Genomic DNA, 16,697 nt, shown 5'->3' with positions numbered 1-16,697 from the left:
CACATCCGTTTGGTCAAATCCGGGGACAAACGGCAGTCTGCAAGGCCATTTGATTTGAGCAGAATCGAGCGACACCAGAACAGGCGCCTATTCTCGTTGAGCGTCTGGCAGAAGTGGCTGACCGGCGCGGTGATGGCTGCCGGATTGCTGGCTGTATCGGCGGGAACCGCCAGCGCCGAAGTTCGCGCGCTCAAGCTGCGCAATCTGCACACCGGCGAAGTCGACGAGATCGTCTTCAAGCGCAATGGCCGCTACGATCAATCCGGCCTCAAGAAGCTGAACTATTTCCTGCGCGACTGGCGCCGCAACGAGCCGACCAAGATGGACCCGCGCCTGCTGGATCTGGTCTGGGAAGCCTACCGGCAGAGCGGCTCGCGCGGTTATATCCAGGTCATCTGCGGCTATCGTGCACCTTCCACCAATGCCATGCTGAAATCGCGCAGCCGCCGCAGCGGCGTTGCCGAAAAGAGTCAGCACATCCTGGGCAAGGCGATGGATTTCTACATCGAGGGCGTGCCGCTGAAGAAGCTGCGCGACATCGGCTTGAAGATGCAGGGCGGCGGTGTCGGCTACTACCCGACTTCCGGTTCGCCTTTCGTGCATATGGACGTCGGCAATGTGCGTCACTGGCCGGGCATCAGCCGCCAAGAACTGGCGCGCCTGTTCCCGAATGGCAAGACGCTGCACGTGCCGAGCGACGGTCGCCCGTTGCCTGGCTATGAGCAGGCGATGGCTTCCTACAAGGCGCGCAAGGCCAATGGCACGCCGAATATCGAACTCGCCAGCGCCGGTGGCTCGAGCCGGAAGTCGGGCGGGTTCCTGGCTGCCTTCTTCGGTGGTGGCGCAGACGAGGAAGAAGATACCGCTGACGTCGCAATGGCACCGGCGCCGAAGCCCAAGGCTGCGACCAAGCCTGCTGCATCGGCCAAGAGCAATCTGCCGGGTATAGCCATCGTTTCGCCGGAGAATGCGCAGCGCGTCGAGGTGCCGGCTGGAGCCGAGGCGGAACAGCCGCAGATGGTCGAAGAGCCGAAGCAGGAGACGCCGGAAACCATCCTGGCTGCCCTCCCGGCCCGTTCGGTGCCCGTGCCCGGTGCAGCGCCGCGTCCGAAGGCGGATGTAGGCGTGACGACGCCGCCGACTGCGCCGACGCCTGAGACCGTTCCGTTCGGGATGGCCGATGCCAACGCCGTCGAGCAGGTGGAACAGGCGACCATGGTCGCAGCTGCCGCACCGGTCACCCCCGAGAATGTGCCTTTTGGCATAGCCGATCCGAATGCGGTCGCTCCGACCGCCGAAGCAACGCCTGCCGTTGCCGAGCAAGCGGTGGCTGGCAATGTGCCGGTACCGAGCTGGCGCCCCAAGACGCCGGCAGCCGCCGAGCCGAACCAGGAATCGGTGTTGCTCGCATTGGCTGAAACCGCAAAGCGCGATGGCCAGCAGACGGCAACGGATGCTTTAGCCATGTTGCCGACCCAGCGTCCTGACGAGGTCAAGGCGGTTCTGGAGCAGTCTTCGACCGACAGCTACCAGGTTGCGGCCTTGCCGAGCCCTCGTTCTGCGTTCAACGATCCATCCGGTGTCGATGCAGCTACCCCGCGCGCTGCCGTCGCAAGTCGGCCGGCCGGCTCTGATCCCGCCGCCGCCATGGGCGGCAATGTGAAGACGACTCGTAAGGCTGCCCGTGCCAACGCGCACGATGCCAAGCCGGACCAGAAGTCAGTGGTTGTTCCTGCTGCACCGAAGGTGGCGCGCTGGGCCCTTCAGGGCAACGAGCAAATCGCCAAGGTGACCGATTCCACGACGGCGCCGCGGATGGCTTATAACGTGGTGCGTACGGCGCCGAGCGAAGTCTACACTGCCGGATTCCAGACCGGCAACGAAATGGCGGACGCAAACCGTTTCACCGGCACTGCTGTCAAGTTCATGTCGGTTGCCCGCTTCCCGACCAAGTAGGACTGACTGAGATCGCAAACTAGAAACCGCGCCCTGGGCGCGGTTTTTTGTTTGGGCACGACAAACTTGATCGAACAAAGGATGCAGCAGACCGATATCTGCTACTGAAGACTATGCCTTGCGCAGTTTGCTCGCTTCGCGCGCCAAAGCCTCTATTCCGGCCCAATCGCCGGCTTTCACCATTTCGTCGGGGGCGACCCAGGAGCCGCCGACACAGATGACATTGGGAAGGCTGAGATAGTCGTTGGCATTCTTGGCGCCGATGCCGCCGGTGGGGCAGAATCTCACGTCGGCGATCGGTGAGGACAATGCCTTCAGGAAAGCGGCACCGCCGGCCTGTTCGGCAGGAAAGAATTTCAAGAAATCGAGACCAGCTTCGCGCGCTGCCATGATTTCGCCCGGCGTGATGGCACCCGGAAGCAGCGGGACTGGGCTATCGGCGGCAGCGGACAGCAACTGGCTGGTAATGCCTGGGCTCACGATGAATTGCGAGCCGGCCTTCGATGCTTCTTCGAACTGGCGCGCATTCAGGATGGTTCCGGCGCCGACAACCGCTTCTTCAACTTCCGCCGCCGCGCGGCGGATCGCTTCGAGCGCCGCGTCGGTGCGCAACGTGATCTCGATGGCCCTGAGACCGCCACGCGCCAGTGCGCGTGCCAGTGGAACCGCATCTTTCGCGTCGGTTATCTTGATCACCGGAATGACCGGCTGGCCATCAAGCAGCGAAAGGAGTTTCTGGGTTTTGCTGGTCATGGTGCTTGCCTATCGCTCAGTCTTTTCAATCGATTTAACAGACTGTGTTTTCTAAGTCTACGGATGGGGTGTGACGGGCGTTGCGGCGGTCGGCCGCAAGCAGGGTCATGAGCGACGCGATCTCCATATCCCTCCAAAAAGCCCATTTACCCAGCTCCAGAGGGTTACTTCGCCTTTTATGGCGCTGAGCGCCTTCCCGATGGCGGCCTGGGTGGCCGGCCCTGCAATGCCGTCGGCATTGAGACCATGTTCCCGTTGGAACTTTGCGACCGCCTCGGCCGTACCGGGACCGTAAATTCCGTCCGTATCGACAGTGTAACCTAGGGCGACCAGATCATCCTGCAACGCCATAACAAGTTCGCCACGCGAACCAGTCTTCATCAGCCGGTCGCCCGGCGCCGGCCCTTCGACCTGTTGTCGATAGGCTTCCGCCAGTTTCAGGTGATAGCCGTTCTTGGCAAAGCCGGGACCGTTGTAGCCATGACCAACGGCTTCCCAGTCATGCGCATTGAGCGCCGAGGTCAATCCGGATTTGTCGATGTAGCGCGCCATCAGCCGCGCCTGTCCGGCGGCACCGGATCGTGCCTCTGCGACCAAGCCGTCGACGCTGTCAAAACCCAGCCATCGCCAATGGGCACCCATGACCTGACCGAGGCCCCACGATATGGATTCATAAGCTGCGTCGCGGTCAATCTCCGCCGCCTGCTCGACCAAACGCCAGCGCCCAACCTGGCTGCGTGGATTGGCAACCGCACCAGCCGTGGGGGAGGCGAGACCCGCCGCGCGCGCCCTTTCCTGTTTTACGCCGGAAAGCCGGCGGTCGAAATAGTGTCCTTCGAAACGGATCAGCGGCTCGTTGCGCCCATCGATCCTGGCAAAGACCTGGCCGCCACTTTCCACTTCGGCGATGGCAAGCAAAGCTTTGGGCTCCAGCCCGAATTCACGGGCCGTCCTTTCGATTTCGTCCGCTGTGTGCTTGCTGAACATGCGATTTCCTACTCCTTTCGACGGGAGCGATTGTCAAATAGCCTTTACTCGGCGCGGATGAATATCTGGGTAACCGCCTTCTATCGCGCATGGTCTATAATCAGTGCGTTTTCCGGCTCGCATTGAAAATTTTGGAGCAAGGCGGTAGGGCACGGGCATGAACCCATCCACTTCCCCCTTCCGCGTCGCGGCGCTTTATCGTTTCGTCCGTCTCGAGGGCTATGAGGCGCTGCAGCCGCCGCTGGCCGCCTTCTGCTGCGAGCGGGGCATCAAGGGCACGCTGCTTCTCGCACGCGAGGGCATCAACGGCACCGTCGCCGGCCGCGAGGAAGCGATCGCGGAGCTCATCGGCTATCTGGAAGCGATGCGGAATTCGTCGGCCTGGACGTCAAGTATTCCTCAGCCGAGGAGATGCCGTTTCACCGCATGAAGGTGCGGCTGAAACGCGAGATCGTCACCATGGGCGTGGAGGATGTCGATCCGCTCCGCGCCGTCGGCACTTATGTTGAGCCCGGTGACTGGAACGCGTTGATCTCGGATCCCGATACGGTCGTCATCGATACGCGCAACGACTACGAAGTGTCGTTGGGTACCTTCGAAAATGCCGTCGATCCCCGCACCAAGAGCTTCCGCGAGTTTCCACAATGGGCGCGCGAACACAGCGCCGAGCTCGAAGGCAAGAAGATCGCCATGTTCTGCACCGGCGGCATACGCTGCGAGAAGGCGACGGCTTATGTGAAATCGCTCGGCTTCGAAGAAGTATTCCATCTCAAGGGTGGCATTCTGAAATATCTGGAAGATGTGCCGCGGCAGGAGAGCCTCTGGAAAGGCGAGTGTTTCGTTTTCGACGAGCGCGTCTCGGTCTCGCATGGATTGGTTGAGGGCGAGGCAGAACTGTGCCGCGCTTGCCGCCACCCGCTGACGCCGCAGGAGCGGAACTCGCCACATTATCGGCCGGGTATCTCCTGTCCGCACTGTCACGAAGCGCGTAGCGACGATGATCGAGCCCGCTACGCCGAACGTCATCGCCAGGTGGAACTCGCGCAGCAACGCGGCGATCGTCGGCATATCGGCAGCTAGAAAGATTTTCTCGGCTGCCGGGCGGGCCAACTTTGGAACATCATTGTAATGTTGCCTTCGGCCGCCTACCTCTGCGGGATAACCGCCGAGCCTAGAGCGTTTCCGTTTTGCACGGAAACGCGGAAACGTTCTAACTTTATGTTTTTACGCAATTCCAAACGCAAAACCGCTACACGCTTTTGCTGGAATTGCTTTAGCTGGAGCCACTGATGTTCGACCCCAAAAAACTGCTCGACGATCTTCTCAGCTCGCAGGTTCCCGGAACCGCGGGAACCGTACGCGACAAGGCCGGACAGGCCGTTCAGATGGCGAAGGACAATCCGCTCGCCGCAGGGGCGCTGGCCGCCGTGCTGCTTGGTACCGGCCCGGGTCGCAAGGTCACTGGAACAGCGGTGAAACTCGGTGGCCTCGCCGCCATCGGCGGTCTCGCCTACAAGGCCTATCAGAACTACAAGGCCGGCCAGAAGCCTGCCGAGACGATGAAGGAACCGGAGCTTCTGCCGCCGCCGGCGGGTGACAGTTTCGATCCGGCCCAGGCGCCGCAGGGCGAGAGCGAGTTCGCGCTCACCATCGTGCGCGCCATGATCGCGGCCGCGAAGGCGGACGGACGCATCGATGAGGAAGAGCGCGGCAAGATCATCGACAAAGTCAGCCTCTCCGGCCTCGGCGCCGAGGCGACAGCGTTTCTGAAGGACGCGCTGACGGCTCCCGTCGACATCGACACGCTTGCCTCGGCCGCCCGCAATGAGGCGCAGAAGATAGAACTCTACACTGCATCGAGGCTGGCCATAGAGCCGGATACGCGCGCTGAACGGGGCTATCTCGATATGCTCGCGGGAAGGCTCGGGCTGGACGACAAGCTGGTCGACCATATCGAGGCGACCGTTTCGGCAGCAAAGGAGCCTGTAGCGGCGCCTGGAGCCGACACCAAGTGGTAAACCCTATCCCGATTGAGATGGTTTGAAGTGTTAACCTTCCGTTAACCAGTCAAGCGCATCATTTTAATCAGTCGGATCGGCTTTCCTCCTCCCAAGCTGGTTCAGATCGGGGCGGTCGCCAATGGCCGCCCTTTTTGCTGGTCGCTCTGCAATTCGCGGCCCTTCTGCCTCATTGAGGGTGACGTTTGCCATGTCGCCAGCCGCCAGAGGTCAGGAGGAAGCTAGCGCTGGTCTATTGCCTTCACACAGGATGGAATAAAAACATCAACACTCGCCATCCTTGAGCTTGGCTGCTCCTGCGGCGCGGCGAGCACAATCATTGCCATAGGTCTTGCCGTCGCAACCGCAAACCGGCTGGTATTGTTCGGTGCAAATTTGTGGTCTCGGCATGCAGATGCCCATACGGTCGGCGCGGCCGCATTGGGTTTCGGCTGCAAACTCACAAAACTGGCCTGCGTCACAGGTCAGGCCCCTGATGCCACCGCAGGTTTTAACCGGTTCGTCGGCAAGGCCGGCAAACGTCGCTGCACCAAGCAGGGCGAAGGCGCCGAACCCGATGGCGATCAGGTGTTTCATGCCGTGTCCTCCTAGGCCTTTGCACTCGTGGTGAGGAAAACGCCGATGCGCTCCAACGCGCGGAGAATATTCTCTTCCGAATTGGCATAGGAAAGCCGCATATAGCCTTCGCCGAGTACGCCGAAATCCGGCCCGCCTATCAGCGCCACCCCTGTTTCCTCCAGTAGTGCTGAGGCCAGCTTCTTCGCCGGCCATCCGGTGCCGGAAATGTTCGGGAAGGCATAGAAAGCACCCTTCGGCGTGATGCAGGAGATGCCCGGCAGCGTATTCAAGCCTTCCACCACAAGCTTGCGGCGGCGATCGAAGGCTCGCATCATTGTCGCGACATCATCCTGCGGCCCGTCTATGGCTGCGATGCCGGCATACTGGCTGGGTGCATTCACGCAGGACCAGCAATTGACCGCAAGCTTTCGCACCTTGTCATAAAGGTGCGCGCCCTTCTGGCCATTCGGCCAGATCGACCATCCCATGCGCCAGCCTGTCATCGCCCAGGTCTTGGACCATCCATTGAGGATGATCAGCCGGTCGCGGATTTCCGGAAACTGCAACAGCGACGTATGGACCTCTCCGTCATAAGTCATGACGTCATAGATTTCGTCGGAGAGGACGGCGACCTGCGGATGCTTATCGAGACCCTTCACCAACTTCTCGATCTCAGCGCGCGGTGTCACCCCGCCGGTGGGGTTGGCCGGCGAATTGAGGATGAGAAGACGCGTGGCGGGCGTGATCAATGCCAGCGTTTCCTCGGCCGAAAAAGCAAAGCCGTTCTCTTCGCGGATCGGCACCGGAACGGGCCGCGCGCCGGTGAATTCGATCATGGAGCGATAGATCGGAAATCCTGGGTCCGGATAAAGGATATCCGCGCCCGGTTCGCCGAACATAAGGATAGCGGCGAACATGGTGGGTTTGCCGCCGGGCAAGATCATCACATTGTCCGGCGATACTTCGATGCCTGTTGTGGTCAGCGTCCGTCGCGCGACGGCTTCGCGTGTCGCCAGCAGGCCAGTGGCCGGCGTATAGCCATGATGGCCGTCGCGCAGGGCTTTGATTGCTGCCTCGACAATATGTTCCGGCGTGCGGAAATCCGGCTGGCCGATGCCGAGATTGACGACATCGCGTCCCTGCTGTGAAAGCGCGGTAGCGCGAGCGAGTACGGCGAATGCGTTTTCCTCGCCGAGGCGGTCAAAGGCAGGAACTGTGTGGATCATTTTGTTGGTCCAGCTGGTGCTAGTTGCGGGGTCATGTTTTTTGAAAGGGTGGAAGCGCCCTGTCAAACGAGGCGATTTCGAAGGACTATTGCATTTCTTTTAGACCAAAGGTCGCACTTACAGACGATTGCGACCATCCATAGATGCAATAATTTCTTCGAAATCGCCCAATTATGGAGCCGATGGTGACCGAGGACCTGAAGAACTGGCAGCCACGCCCGCGCCCGGAACGCAAGGTTCTGGAGGGCCGCTATGTGCGCCTCGAACCGCTCGATGCCGCGCGCCATGGCGATGGCTTGTTCGAGGCGTCCTCAGTCAGCGATGCCGATGGCCGTTTCCGCTGGCTGCCTGAATTCGCACCCGAAAAACGGGAGGATTTTCAGCCCTGGCTCGACAGGGCGCAAGCCAGCTCGGATCCGCTCTATTTTACGGTGATCGACAAGGCGAGCGGCAGAATTGCCGGCCGGCAGACGCTGATGCGCATCGAGCCCGCCCACGGGGTCATCGAGATTGGCAACATTTACTGGGGGCCGCTGATTTCGCGCAAGCCAGCGGCTACCGAAGCTCAATTCCTTTTTATGCGCTATGCGTTCGACGAACTTGGCTATCGCCGCTACGAATGGAAGTGCAACAACAACAATGCGCCGTCGAAGCGGGCGGCAGAGCGATTCGGTTTCCAGTTCGAAGGCATCTTCCGCCAGCATCTGGTGGTCAAGGGCGAGAATCGTGATACGGCTTGGTATTCCATCATTGATGAGGAATGGCCGGCCCTCAAGAAAGCTTACGAAGCTTGGCTTGATTCGGAGAATTTCGACGAAAAAGGCCAGCAAAAACGCCGGTTGGAGGATTTCTACGCTTCGATATAGTTGTTGCAGTGACAGAAATTTTGACAGTTGGAGAAATTTCTCTGGACCGAAGAAAACACGACTATCGGATACTTTGACATCCAAATGAATTGAATTAAGTTCGGCGCCCAAAACAGGGTTGGCCGATGGGTCATAATCAATCGCACGCTCAAGGTGCCCACAGCCATGATGGCGGAGCACCCGAGTCGTCCGACAAGAAGCGTGTACTTATCGCTGCGGTCCTGACGGGTGGCTTCATGGTCGCCGAGGTGGCCGGTGGTTTGCTCACCGGATCTCTGGCGCTGCTCGCCGACGCCGGCCACATGCTGACGGACGCCATTGCGCTGGCGTTGGCGTGGTATGCTTTCCATCTCGGCGACAAACCGCCCACGGGCCGGCACACCTATGGTTATGGCCGGGTCAAGACGCTGGTTGCCTATACCAATGGGCTGGCGATTTTCCTGGTGGCCATATGGATCTGCTATGAGGCCTGGCAGAGGTTCCAGGCGCCGCCGCCCGTGCTCGGTGGCCCCATGCTGGTGGTCGCTGTGCTCGGCTTGCTGGTCAACATCGCCAGCTTCCTGATCTTGCATGGCGGAAGCCGTGAAAGCCTCAACATGCGTGGCGCCATCCTGCATGTTATGGGTGATCTGCTGGGTTCACTGGCCGCGATCGTTGCGGCGCTTGTCATCATGGCGACCGGTTGGATGCCGATCGATCCGATCCTGTCTGTACTGGTGGCAGTGCTGATCCTGTCAACTGCCTGGAGCCTGATGCGCGCTGCCGCGCATGTGCTTCTGGAAGGCACACCGGCGGGGCTCGATCGCGACATCATCGCCCAGGATCTGCAAACTTCCATCAAAGGGATCCATGAAATCCACCATATGCATCTGTGGTCGATCGATGGCGCCGCCAACATGGCCACGCTACATGCAAGACTGATGGATGGGCTGGACGCGCACGTGGCTGTCGATGCCATCAAGCACCGCCTGCTCACCCGGCACGGCATCACCCATGCAACCGTTGAAATCGATTTCGACCGCCGTGCCGAAGACGGTCGCAGACGCGACGAGGTCCGTGGCGTCTCATCGCAGCCCAGGCACCTGCATTAGCGCGTTGGCTGTGCTAACCATCGGCGCGAGACGATGCGGGTTGGTTCCGGAGTGATGATGAGTCCTGAAAACAAGAGCGCCGCCATCGCCGCGCTGTCGATCATGCTGTTGTTCGGCGTGACCGCTTACTATCTGCCGACCATCATGCTGGCCATCGGCCATTTCTCGCCGATTCTGGCCGGCATCTTCGCGGTTCTGTTCGTGGCCGCCTTCTTCCTGGTGTTCTGGCTGCGCGGACGAAACCGCGGCTGAGGGATTGAGTGAGGTCAGGCACGCTTCATCCTTCATTGGAGGGATGGTGATCAGGCTCCAATGCTGGCCGTCAGCAGGACTAGCCCGAACAGGAATACCAGTGCCGCGCCGCCGATCTCGATGGCGGAGTGAACACGATTGCCGAGGCGACCGTCACCTGCAAGCGTCACAGCCCAATCTTTTGCCGTTACGGCCAGCGTTGCCAGGATGGAAACGGTGATCGCGGTGCCGACCGCCATCGCCAGCACCGAGAGTATGCCGCCTGCCCACAACCCGTTGAGGAAGGCGAACGACAAAACGATCAAGGCGCCGGAGCACGGCCGTATGCCGACGGCGGCGACAGCTGTCCATGCGATGCGCCAGTCGAAGCGATCGCCGGAAAGCAGGGTTGGGTCCGGTGCATGCGAATGGCCGCAGGTCTCGCAGACCGCGCCCGGACCATGATGGTGGCCGTGGTGATGATGGCCGCCATGCTCATGGTGATCATGCGTATGATGATCGTGGCCGTGGTGGGCGCGATGATCATGCGTGGTGTGGTCATGGCTTCGGGCGGCGTGGGCATGGCTACCGTGGCCGGCATGCGCCGCTGACAGGCTGTAGGCCGGTGTGGCTCCAAACAGCCGCATAAGCGATGATCCGAGCTTGCGCCACAGCAGCCACGCACCGAAGGCTGTGACGAAGGCGTAGGACGCTATCTCCAGGAACCAGGCAGTGTCTGTCATCGAAATCGAGGTGCCGCGCAGAACGAAATAAGCAAGCAGCATCACCACGATCGCTGTGATGGCCTGCAGGAAGGCGGAGATGAACGAGAGCAGGATGCCGCGCCGCAGGGCGACTTCGTTGGCCAGCATGTAGGAGGAAATCACGGCCTTGCCATGGCCGGGGCCGGCGGCGTGGAAGATGCCGTAGAGGAACGAGAGGCCGATCAGCAACCACAGTTTCGAGCCATCCTGCCGCATCTCTTTGATGGCGCCGGCGAGCGCATGGTAGAAACGTTGCTGGTGTATGTTCACCCAGTTCAGGAAGCCCGCAAACAGGCCGGTCGCCGGGGTCATGGCATCGTTGGTGCCGATGCCGAGCGAACTTTGCGCATAAGCGTGGCTGGCCGTGGCGAGGAGGGCAACGCCGAGCAGGCAGAAGATCAGGCGGGTGGTCGTCCTGGTCATCAAGTCACCCTTCCGTGCGGCAGTTCAGCTCGAGCTTGGTGGCAAAGATCTTGCTCATATCCGTGCCAGTTGGATCGTTGAAAAAGGCTTCGGTGAGCGTCTTCTGGTTCTGTGCGATCGCTGTGTCGGGATCGGGCCGCACCACCGCGCGGGCGCAAGAAGCGGGCAAGTCCTTCACCGACATGTTGGCATCGTCGGTGAAATCGATCGCGGTGTAGAAAGTCGGGTCATAGACGCCGAGGTCGATCTTGCCCTTCAGCTTGATCGGCTCTTGCGGCTGGTCCTCGAACAGCACGATCAGCTGGTTGTTGTCGAAGGAGGCAACGATTTCGGCGGGCGCCTTCATCTTGATGTCCTTGCCGTCGAGCGTGACCATCTGGAAGTAATTATACTCGGCAAGCGATGTCTTGATGGTATTCGCCACTTCCTTCAGTTCGGCATCGTCCAGCTTGAGGTCGGAGTTCTTGTCGAACTCCATCAGCACCGTAGAGGAAAACAATTCGTCGAAGCGCCACAAATGGCGCAACCCGGCGATTGTCTTGTGGTCGGGAGAAAGCACGACATCCAGCCGGGCTTCGGCAAAAACGTGCGGATGGACAAGGGCCGGTGTCGTGCCGGCGAGAAGCGTGCCGAAAACTGCGGCCATGGTGGCGGTTGATGCCCGAAGCTGCATGGCCGGCGGCGATTCCCCAATGTTGGTGCAGCCTGAGGGTTAGCAGAAACCGGGCGAAAATGGGACCGGGCTACAAAAATGTTATCACGTTTCGCGCGCTGCAGGTTGTCCCGACGTTTCGTGTGTCTTGAACCATTGCACCATGAAGTCGACAAAGACGCGCACCTTGGCGGGCAGGTAGCGGCGATGCGGGTAGACGGCAAAGATGCCACCGTTGAAGTCGATACGGTCTTCCAGCAAGGAGACCAGCCGGCCGCTTTTGATTTCGGGTGCGGCGATAAAGTCGGGCAACAGCGCAAAACCCAATCCGTCCAGCGCTGCCATGCGGGTGGTGATCGGGCTGTTCACCATCATCGGGCCGCTGATCGGAATGCTGGTGATGTCGCCGTCGTCGCCGCGGAACGGCCAGTTCGAAGCCCAGCGGCCATTGGTGTCGACGACACAGGGCATGTGCGCCAGATCTTGCGGCCGGGTCGGCTTGCCGTATTTGGCGATCAGTTCCCGTGAACCGCACAGCTTGAGCGAGAAGGGGGCCAGCTTGCGGGCGATCAGCGAAGAATTTTCCAGCCGGGTGATGCGGATGGCAAGATCGAAACCTTCTTCAACGAGATCGACGAAGCGGTCGTCGAGATGCACTTCCAGCGAAACCTCCGGATATTGCTTGGCAAAGTCGATCATGGATTGACCGACTGCGGCGTCTGCCATCGTACGCGGCGCGGTTAGCTTGATCCTGCCACGCACGTCGCCGGAGCTGTCGCGCACCGCATCGGACAGGCTGTCGATCTCGCGCACGATTTCCGAGGCGCGGCGGTAATAGGTGTGGCCCGCTTCCGTGAGCGAGAACTGGCGCGTGGTGCGATTGAGCAGCAGTGCACCGAGCTCGTCTTCCAGTTCGCGCACATATTTGGAGAGCAGGGCCTTGGAGCGGCCGATCTTGCGCCCTGCGGCCGAAAAGCCCTCCGCCTCGACCACATCGATAAAGGCGCGCATGCGGGTGAGAGTGTCCATGGCGTCAGGCCTTTCCGATCGTTTCGAGAATGCGCCGTCCGACCTGTATCAACGTAAGGTCGCTGCCGGCAGGGCCGAGCAAGGAGATGCCGAAAGGGGCGCCATCGACCATGCCCAGCGGCAAAGTCAGTTGGGGAAAACCGGAGAGACCGGACAGGCACAGCAAATGCAGCGCGCGCTCACGATAGGTCTGGGTTTCTTCAAAGCTCGAGGCGGCGAATGGCCCGGCTCCCGGAACGGTCGGCAAAACAAGGATGCCGTCGTTGCCCAGCCGGTCTGCGAGTTCGGTGCGAAACGTATTTCGATACGCAGTTTGCTTTTCTACCGTTGCCGCGTCGATGCTCGCGCCAAAGGCAAAACGTTCTTTCACGCCGGGCCCCAGGCGGCGATCTTTGCCGGATATCCACGCACCGTGAGAGTTCCAGGCTTCATATGCCTGCAGCTTGCGGAAGCACCAATAGAGATCATCGAGATCATGACTGAGGGCAGGGGCATCCTTTGGCTCGCCGAGTACACGCGCGATCATCGTAACCATGCGGCGATATTCATGCGTTTCCATTTCACCGAGTAGAAGAGCATCAAGGGCAGCCAGGCGAAACGCACGTGATGGGGGTGTTCGATCACTCGCCCCCAGCAACACTCGGGCCACCTTCTCGTACACATCGATATCCCTGGCGAACCAGCCGAAGGTGTCGAAGCTGGGTGCCAAAGGCATGGCGCCTTGCAGGGGGATCGCGCCGTGGGTGGTACGCAGGCCGATCAGGCCGCAGAAGCTGGCCGGAGCGCGGATTGAGCCGCCGGTATCGGAGCCGCTGGCGATGTCGGCGAGCCCGCCCGCAACCGCTGCCGCCGAACCGGATGAAGAGCCGCCGGTGACGCGATCGGGTGCCGCAGGGTTCACCGGGTGCGGGTAGTGAGCGTTCTGCCCCATCAGCGAGAAGGCAAGTTCGTCGGTCTGCGTCTTGCCGACGAATCGCGCACCGGCGTCAAGCAGCCTTTGTGCTGTCGGAGCCGTCGAGGGCGCTGCTTGCCCGGTTTCCACCTTGTCGGGATTGCCGCAGCCGGTGACGTAACCGGCAACGTCAAAAATGTCCTTAACGGCCAGCGTCAATCCCGACAGCGGTCCGGATTGTGCATTGGAAACAGGTGCTTGCTGGATGTTAAGGAAGGCGTTGAGGCGGTCGTTCTGCTGGGGCATCGTTCAATATCTGGATACGGTGCGTCCACAGTCGTTCGACAACGGATTTTTTTCAAGCCGGGGTTCGATTTTAATTGATTGTGAAAGCATGCGCGCCTATATCGCGCTTGCCCAAAGTCGCACGTGCCTGTGGGCGTCCCCCGAACCTCGAATGGCGAGGATTTCGGGACGGTACCCGGGAAGTAACGAGCCCGGTCGGTTCAGCGGCCAACCGCCGATCCGAGGACGTCTTGAAGCAACGACGGTGCGGGCCTTTCTGGTGTTTCCCGGTTGTCCATAGACCGGGGTTACTGAAGAGGCACACCCTCATTGCCGGCAGTGCGGTTGGGAACTCCCATCCAAGCCAAGGCAGACAAAGCGGATCATAGCCGGGCAAGGCTAGGTCCATCGCCGCGAGACGGCATTCAATGGCTCCGGGGTCTCCACCGGCTGGCGCTATTGGATTTTCGTCCCGCCTTTGTTTGACCGCGCGTTCGCGAGGCCGAGGCCCGCGTCCCGCACCTTTGCACGTGCCGCAAGGCGCGATGGAGAGTCCTATGGCTACGCAACGTGTTCTCGACTTCCTCGCCACCCGACGTCCGGAAGGCCCCTGCCTTGTCGTCGATCTCGACGTTGTGCGTGACAATTTCCGCGCCTTCGAGAAGGCGTTGCCGGATTCCAAGATCTATTACGCGGTCAAAGCAAACCCGGCGCCGGAAATCCTGCGCCTGCTTGCTGCGATGGGTTCGTCCTTCGACACCGCGTCGGTTGCCGAGGTCGAGATGGCACTGGACGCGGGTGCAACCGCGGACCGCATCTCCTTCGGCAACACCATCAAGAAGGAGCGCGACATCGCCAAGGCCTATGCGCTCGGCATCCGTCTCTACGCCGTCGACAGCGTCGAAGAGGTCGAGAAGATCGCGCGCGCTGCTCCGGGCGCTCGCGTGTTCTGCCGCGTGCTGACCGATGGCGAAGGCGCTGAGTGGCCGCTGTCGCGCAAGTTCGGCTGCGTGCCGGCGATGGCCGTCGACGTCCTGCGTCATGCCAGGAAGCTCGGCCTCGATGCCTATGGCGTGTCGTTCCACGTCGGCTCGCAGCAGACCGACCTGACCGCCTGGGATCGTGCCCTGGCTGACGCAAAGCGCGTGTTCGCGACGCTGGCCGAGGAAGGCATCGTGCTCAAGATGGTCAATATGGGCGGTGGTTTCCCGACCCGTTACCTGAAGGACGTGCCGGCGGCGCAGGCCTATGGCCAAGCGATTTTCGGCGCGCTGCGCAAGCATTTCGGCAACGACATCCCGGAAACCATCATCGAGCCCGGTCGCGGCATGGTGGGCAATGCCGGCGTCATCAAGTCGGAAGTCGTGCTGATCTCGAAGAAGGCCGACAACGACAATGTGCGCTGGGTCTATCTCGACATCGGCAAGTTCGGCGGTCTCGCCGAGACGATGGACGAGGCGATCCGCTACCCGATCGTGACGGCCCGTGACGAGGACGAGAAGGCGCTCTGCGTACTCGCAGGCCCGACCTGCGACTCCGCGGACGTCCTGTACGAGAAGGCACCATACCCGCTGCCGCTCTCGCTCACCATTGGTGACGAAGTGCTGATCGAGGGCACCGGTGCTTACACGACCACCTACTCGGCGGTCGCGTTCAACGGCTTCGAGCCCCTCCGATCCTACGTGATCTGACGGGCGTCAGCCTGTCAGATCACCCCGCTCGCCGGTGCTCTTGCGCCGGCGGTGGGTTCGCTCGTGGAACAGATCTCCGCTTGTGAAGGATCGCGGAAATGGACATTGCCAAAACCCTGCCGGCAGCTTCGCCTGCCATCATCATCACCGCCGAAACCGGCGCCGATATTGCCGCACGCGAGGCGCTGCTCGACCGTGCCATGGGCGCGGGACGCAAGCGCAAGTCGTCGGAGAAACTGCGGCGCGGCCGCCGTCCATCCGAAGGGCTGGCCTTTGTTGCACGTGGCGAAGGTGGCGCGGTCGTCGGAACCGTCCGGTTGTGGGATGTCCGTCTGGGTGACCATGGTGCGGCTGCGCTGCTGCTCGGCCCGCTCGCCGTCGATCCAACGGTCAAGAGCGCCGGCATCGGCTCAGCGCTGATGCATCACGCCGTGGCTGAAGCAACTCGTCTCGGCCACCGGGCCATCCTGCTTGTCGGAGATGCAGCTTACTACGCGCGTTTCGGCTTCTCGGCCGAGAAGACCGCCGGGTTGGCGATGCCGGGCCCTTATGAACGCGATCGCTTCCTGGCGTTGGAACTGGTGCCGGGCGTATTGGATGGCGCCCAGGGCACGTTGAAGGCTTCGGGGCGCAAGGCAGGCGAGCGCGCGGCAGTGCGGGTCGCAGCAGCCTGAAACGGCGGGGGCCGGACGGCGGCAGGCGAGTTTCGGCTCAGTCTGCCGCCGTTGCTATCGAGCCGATGGGCCAGGGCAGGGCCGCGGCCGCATCTTGGCAATGCTCTTCGGCTCAGCCGATCAATTGGCTGAGCGCCATGGCAACCGACATGTCGCCCTCGATCTTCAGCTTGCCGGTCATGAAAGCCATGGTCGGGTTAAGGTCGCCGGCGATCAGCGACTCCAGGTCGTCGAGCGAAAGCTTGATGGTGCAGTCGGTCGGAGCATCGGTGGTCGAGATCGACGCGCCGTCGATGACGATGACGCCATCGGCGCCCGTGTCGAACTTCACCGACTTGTCGAAGCCGGCGCTTTCGACCTTGGACTTGAGGCCTGCCGCGATTTCCTGAACGCCCATGATTGTCTCCCTGTCTTTTGCGCGTCGCGCATGTTCGTTTCGGCCGGCTTTGCCGGACGCTGCGGCGCGCAAGCCTCGCGCAAAACGCGTTTCAAGAAGGCATCGTCACCGTGATCGTTCTATAGCCTTCGATTGACGTTTACGTCAACGTGATTTCTGACGATCTTGAGATCGACAGCAATATCTGGCGATCCCGAAACCTGT

16 protein-coding genes and 1 pseudogene are annotated in these 16,697 nt (G+C 61.2%); 8 read left to right on the top strand and 9 right to left on the bottom strand.

Features of this window, described 5'->3' with window-relative positions:
- Positions 1–96 precede the first annotated feature (96 nt).
- Positions 97–1,956 (top strand): peptidoglycan L,D-endopeptidase MepK, encoded by a 1,860-nt coding sequence (locus L4923_RS06800; protein ID WP_239362997.1) that lies wholly within the window; start codon positions 97–99, stop codon positions 1,954–1,956.
- 111 nt (positions 1,957–2,067) lie between these two features.
- Here L4923_RS06800 and L4923_RS06795 read toward each other — a convergent pair whose 3' ends face one another.
- Both L4923_RS06795 and L4923_RS06790 read right to left on the bottom strand, forming a co-directional pair.
- Positions 2,068–2,709 carry a 2-dehydro-3-deoxy-phosphogluconate aldolase gene (locus L4923_RS06795; RefSeq protein ID WP_239362996.1) on the bottom strand — a complete coding sequence of 214 codons (642 nt, stop codon included), beginning with the start codon at positions 2,707–2,709 and terminating at the stop codon, positions 2,068–2,070.
- 105 nt (positions 2,710–2,814) lie between these two features.
- A complete protein-coding gene (locus L4923_RS06790) occupies positions 2,815–3,696 on the bottom strand; it encodes an N-acetylmuramidase domain-containing protein (protein WP_239362995.1) in 882 nt (293 codons plus the stop codon).
- A gap of 157 nt (positions 3,697–3,853) precedes the next feature.
- On the opposite strand from L4923_RS06790, the pseudogene trhO reads away from it, so the two are divergent.
- Together trhO and L4923_RS06780 are read left to right on the top strand one after the other, a co-directional pair.
- A pseudogene (trhO, locus tag L4923_RS06785) lies at positions 3,854–4,776 on the top strand (oxygen-dependent tRNA uridine(34) hydroxylase TrhO).
- A gap of 209 nt (positions 4,777–4,985) precedes the next feature.
- The gene (locus tag L4923_RS06780) at positions 4,986–5,714 is read left to right on the top strand and encodes a tellurite resistance TerB family protein (protein WP_239362994.1); all 729 of its coding nucleotides are present in this window, start codon (positions 4,986–4,988) and stop codon (positions 5,712–5,714) included.
- 264 nt (positions 5,715–5,978) lie between these two features.
- On the opposite strand, the gene L4923_RS06775 is transcribed toward L4923_RS06780, so the two are convergent.
- Positions 5,979–6,290: a Kazal-type serine protease inhibitor family protein gene (locus tag L4923_RS06775; protein WP_239362993.1), complete on the bottom strand. Its 312-nt coding sequence runs from the start codon at positions 6,288–6,290 to the stop codon at positions 5,979–5,981.
- 11 nt (positions 6,291–6,301) lie between these two features.
- The gene (locus tag L4923_RS06770) at positions 6,302–7,498 is read right to left on the bottom strand and encodes a pyridoxal phosphate-dependent aminotransferase (RefSeq protein ID WP_239362991.1); all 1,197 of its coding nucleotides are present in this window, start codon (positions 7,496–7,498) and stop codon (positions 6,302–6,304) included.
- A gap of 185 nt (positions 7,499–7,683) precedes the next feature.
- On the opposite strand from L4923_RS06770, the gene L4923_RS06765 reads away from it, so the two are divergent.
- The 3 genes from L4923_RS06765 (at position 7,684) to L4923_RS06755 (ending at position 9,707) form a co-directional block, all read left to right on the top strand.
- Positions 7,684–8,364 (top strand): GNAT family N-acetyltransferase, encoded by a 681-nt coding sequence (locus L4923_RS06765; RefSeq protein ID WP_239362989.1) that lies wholly within the window; start codon positions 7,684–7,686, stop codon positions 8,362–8,364.
- Positions 8,365–8,489: 125 nt separating this feature from the next.
- Positions 8,490–9,455 carry a cation diffusion facilitator family transporter gene (locus tag L4923_RS06760; protein WP_239362987.1) on the top strand — a complete coding sequence of 322 codons (966 nt, stop codon included), beginning with the start codon at positions 8,490–8,492 and terminating at the stop codon, positions 9,453–9,455.
- A gap of 57 nt (positions 9,456–9,512) precedes the next feature.
- A complete protein-coding gene (locus L4923_RS06755; protein ID WP_425530911.1) occupies positions 9,513–9,707 on the top strand; it encodes a hypothetical protein in 195 nt (64 codons plus the stop codon).
- A gap of 50 nt (positions 9,708–9,757) precedes the next feature.
- On the opposite strand, the gene L4923_RS06750 is transcribed toward L4923_RS06755, so the two are convergent.
- The 4 genes from L4923_RS06750 to L4923_RS06735 all read right to left on the bottom strand — a co-directional run bounded on the left by L4923_RS06750 (position 9,758) and on the right by L4923_RS06735 (position 13,752).
- Positions 9,758–10,873 carry a nickel/cobalt transporter gene (locus L4923_RS06750; RefSeq protein ID WP_239362984.1) on the bottom strand — a complete coding sequence of 372 codons (1,116 nt, stop codon included), beginning with the start codon at positions 10,871–10,873 and terminating at the stop codon, positions 9,758–9,760.
- Positions 10,874–10,877: 4 nt separating this feature from the next.
- Positions 10,878–11,546, bottom strand: a complete 669-nt coding sequence (locus L4923_RS06745; protein ID WP_425530910.1) for a DUF1007 family protein — start codon at positions 11,544–11,546, stop codon at positions 10,878–10,880.
- Between the two features lie 84 nt (positions 11,547–11,630).
- Entirely contained in the window at positions 11,631–12,554 is a 924-nt protein-coding gene (locus tag L4923_RS06740; protein ID WP_239362983.1) for a LysR family transcriptional regulator, read from the bottom strand.
- Positions 12,555–12,558: 4 nt separating this feature from the next.
- Entirely contained in the window at positions 12,559–13,752 is a 1,194-nt protein-coding gene (locus tag L4923_RS06735) for an amidase (RefSeq protein ID WP_239362982.1), read from the bottom strand.
- 536 nt (positions 13,753–14,288) lie between these two features.
- Between L4923_RS06735 and odc2 the strand changes: the two genes are divergently transcribed.
- Both odc2 and L4923_RS06725 read left to right on the top strand, forming a co-directional pair.
- A complete protein-coding gene (odc2, locus tag L4923_RS06730) occupies positions 14,289–15,422 on the top strand; it encodes an ornithine/lysine decarboxylase (RefSeq protein WP_239362981.1) in 1,134 nt (377 codons plus the stop codon).
- Between the two features lie 98 nt (positions 15,423–15,520).
- A complete protein-coding gene (locus L4923_RS06725; RefSeq protein ID WP_239362980.1) occupies positions 15,521–16,096 on the top strand; it encodes a GNAT family N-acetyltransferase in 576 nt (191 codons plus the stop codon).
- A gap of 112 nt (positions 16,097–16,208) precedes the next feature.
- Here L4923_RS06725 and L4923_RS06720 read toward each other — a convergent pair whose 3' ends face one another.
- Positions 16,209–16,493, bottom strand: coding sequence for an SCP2 sterol-binding domain-containing protein (locus L4923_RS06720; protein ID WP_239362979.1), 285 nt, complete (start codon positions 16,491–16,493; stop codon positions 16,209–16,211).
- Positions 16,494–16,697: the final 204 nt, after the last annotated feature.

The sequence above is a fragment of the Terribium retamae genome, from assembly GCF_022347545.1.
In the GTDB taxonomy this organism is placed as follows: Bacteria; Pseudomonadota; Alphaproteobacteria; order Rhizobiales; family Rhizobiaceae; genus Mesorhizobium; species Mesorhizobium retamae.
Note: the sequence above shows the minus strand (reverse complement) of the source record. Positions and strands in the feature narration are given on the sequence as shown.

Coding starts and splice junctions, on each gene's coding strand:
- L4923_RS06795 (WP_239362996.1), bottom strand. CDS start 2,709: ATGACCAGCAAAACCCAGAAACTCCTTTCGCTGCTTGATGGCCAGCCG.
- L4923_RS06790 (WP_239362995.1), bottom strand. CDS start 3,696: ATGTTCAGCAAGCACACAGCGGACGAAATCGAAAGGACGGCCCGTGAA.
- L4923_RS06780 (WP_239362994.1), top strand. CDS start 4,986: ATGTTCGACCCCAAAAAACTGCTCGACGATCTTCTCAGCTCGCAGGTT.
- L4923_RS06775 (WP_239362993.1), bottom strand. CDS start 6,290: ATGAAACACCTGATCGCCATCGGGTTCGGCGCCTTCGCCCTGCTTGGT.
- L4923_RS06770 (WP_239362991.1), bottom strand. CDS start 7,498: ATGATCCACACAGTTCCTGCCTTTGACCGCCTCGGCGAGGAAAACGCA.
- L4923_RS06760 (WP_239362987.1), top strand. CDS start 8,490: ATGGGTCATAATCAATCGCACGCTCAAGGTGCCCACAGCCATGATGGC.
- L4923_RS06755 (WP_425530911.1), top strand. CDS start 9,513: ATGAGTCCTGAAAACAAGAGCGCCGCCATCGCCGCGCTGTCGATCATG.
- L4923_RS06750 (WP_239362984.1), bottom strand. CDS start 10,873: ATGACCAGGACGACCACCCGCCTGATCTTCTGCCTGCTCGGCGTTGCC.
- L4923_RS06745 (WP_425530910.1), bottom strand. CDS start 11,546: ATGCAGCTTCGGGCATCAACCGCCACCATGGCCGCAGTTTTCGGCACG.
- L4923_RS06740 (WP_239362983.1), bottom strand. CDS start 12,554: ATGGACACTCTCACCCGCATGCGCGCCTTTATCGATGTGGTCGAGGCG.
- L4923_RS06735 (WP_239362982.1), bottom strand. CDS start 13,752: ATGCCCCAGCAGAACGACCGCCTCAACGCCTTCCTTAACATCCAGCAA.
- odc2 (WP_239362981.1), top strand. CDS start 14,289: ATGGCTACGCAACGTGTTCTCGACTTCCTCGCCACCCGACGTCCGGAA.
- L4923_RS06725 (WP_239362980.1), top strand. CDS start 15,521: ATGGACATTGCCAAAACCCTGCCGGCAGCTTCGCCTGCCATCATCATC.
- L4923_RS06720 (WP_239362979.1), bottom strand. CDS start 16,493: ATGGGCGTTCAGGAAATCGCGGCAGGCCTCAAGTCCAAGGTCGAAAGC.